Consider the following 2,208-nt stretch of genomic DNA (forward strand, 5'->3'; position numbering starts at 1 on the left):
AAAAAAAAAAAAAAAAAAAGCTAGGCTGTAAGGGACTTGGAAAGCAAGGGACGTTGCAAGAAGGGCTGTTACCCGAAACGGTTGCAATAAGGCATTTGCCGAAATGAATTTATCCTTGTGAGGGCAGGGGCACGACCGAAGAAACCTCTGTAATGGAGGCGGAGGAACAGCCCCAAGTCTAATTGAAAAGAACGATCATTTTCCATGCGTGGATTGCACCGATCAGGTAGGAATGTGGGGACATCACTTCGTCAGGAGGGATGCCACAGTGCAAGCTTTACGAAATTGGGAGTATTACGGCATGACGGAATCTTTTACGGATCTGCATGAAAGATCAGCAAACAATGAAACCTTCTCACATCTATATGAGATCGTAACATCGAGAGAAAATATCTTGCTGGCTTACCGTACAATGAAGTCCAATAAAGGATCAAAGACACCAGGAACAGATGGATTAACCATCAAAGACATCGAACAACGACCCGAAAACGAATTAGTAAGTGAAATCCAAAACAAACTGCAAAACTATCGCCCCAAGAATGTCAGACGGAAACTCATCGAAAAAGATAACGGTAAGATGAGACCGCTTGGCATCCCGTGCATCCTCGACCGTATCATTCAACAGTGCTTTAAGCAAGTCCTTGAGCCCATAGCTGAAGCCCAATTCTACAACCATAGCTATGGTTTCAGACCCCTTCGATCAGCACACCATGCCATGGCAAGAGTACAGTTTCTCATCAATCAGGCTTCGATGCATTATGTAGTAGATATCGACATTTTGGGTTTTTTCGACAATGTCAACCATACGCTGCTTTTGAAGCAACTTTGGAACATGGGCATTCGAGATAGAAGGGTTCTTGCCTGCATCTCTAAAATGCTAAAAGCTAAAATCGAGGGGGAAGGAATACCGTCAAAAGGCGTGCCTCAAGGAGGACTGTTATCCACGTTGCTTTCGAATGTCGTACTGAACGACTTGGATCACTGGGTAGCAGGTCAATGGGAGCTATTTCCCTTGAAGAAGCAACCTAAAAAGTCAAGGGACAGCCAAAGATACGCTAAAATCCGTACTACACTCAAAGAAGGATATCTGGTGCGTTACGCCGACGACTTCAAAATCATTTGTAGAGATTGGAGATCGGCCCAGAGGTGGTATCATGCGGTAATTCTGTATCTCAAAGATCGTCTGAAACTCGACGTTTCTCCAGAGAAATCGCAAATCATTAATCTGCGAAAACGAGAGTCGGAATTCCTTGGGTTTACAATCCGAGCGAACAAAAAGGGTCATAAGCGAGTAGCGCACACGGGCATTAAATCGGGCAAAATACAGAAGATGAGGGGCGAAGCCAAGAAGTATATCCTCAAAATGAGGTCTTCACCAACGGCACTTACCGCAGCACGTTTCAACAGTTTTGTTCTTGGAATTCACAATTACTTCAATCGGGCAACACATGTAAGTGTTGCGTTCTCACGTCTTGCCTACGATCTGCGAGCTTTCATGTACAATCGTCTCAAACAAATCGGGAAATACGAGCATCCTGCAAACCCACCGCCAACGTATAGTAAATTTTACAGCTTGGGTTACAGGACTTTTAAAATAGCAGATGTTTATTTATATCCTCTTGCCAATGTGAAAACCAAGAACACGATGGGCTTTAGTACAGGTCTCTCACTCTTTACCACAGCAGGCAGAGAACAAATATGCAAAAAACTTCGTCCAGATTTACGTCAGGAAATATACTTCCTATCGAAATCTAGCATCCCGAATCAAAGTGTAGAATATATGGGTAATCGGATTAGTCGGTATAGCATGAAAATGGGGAAATGCGAAATTACAGGCATGTATCTCTTCGCATCCGATGTTCATTGCCACCACTATATCCCGCCCCAAACAGGTGGAACTGACAAGTTTAATAACTTACGTATCCTCCATAAAGAGGTTGGGCAACTCATCCTTCAAACACAAAAAGAGACGATTGACGTACTCAAGAATAAACTTGGTTTAACGGAATTGATGATGGTTCAGATCAACAAATACCGTGAAAAATATGCATTAAGACCAGTTTAACATATCCCAAATCAATGAGTAACGAGGAACTTATGATTTAGTAAATTCTGTTAGAGGGAACGCGGAGTACTGGGAAACTCGTACGCTCCGTGTGGAGCAGGGGAAAAGCTGGAGATCACATCAAATGCTTACCTATTGCAACC

1 protein-coding gene is annotated in these 2,208 nt (G+C 43.3%); it reads left to right on the forward strand.

Features of this window, described 5'->3' with window-relative positions; all coding sequences use genetic code 11:
- Positions 1 to 268 precede the first annotated feature (268 nt).
- Positions 269 to 2,065 carry a group II intron reverse transcriptase/maturase gene (ltrA, locus tag AC58QT_RS35945; protein WP_497413119.1) on the forward strand — a complete coding sequence of 599 codons (1,797 nt, stop codon included), beginning with the start codon at positions 269 to 271 and terminating at the stop codon, positions 2,063 to 2,065.
- Positions 2,066 to 2,208: the final 143 nt, after the last annotated feature.

This window comes from Paenibacillus sp. J31R109, assembly GCF_059692055.1.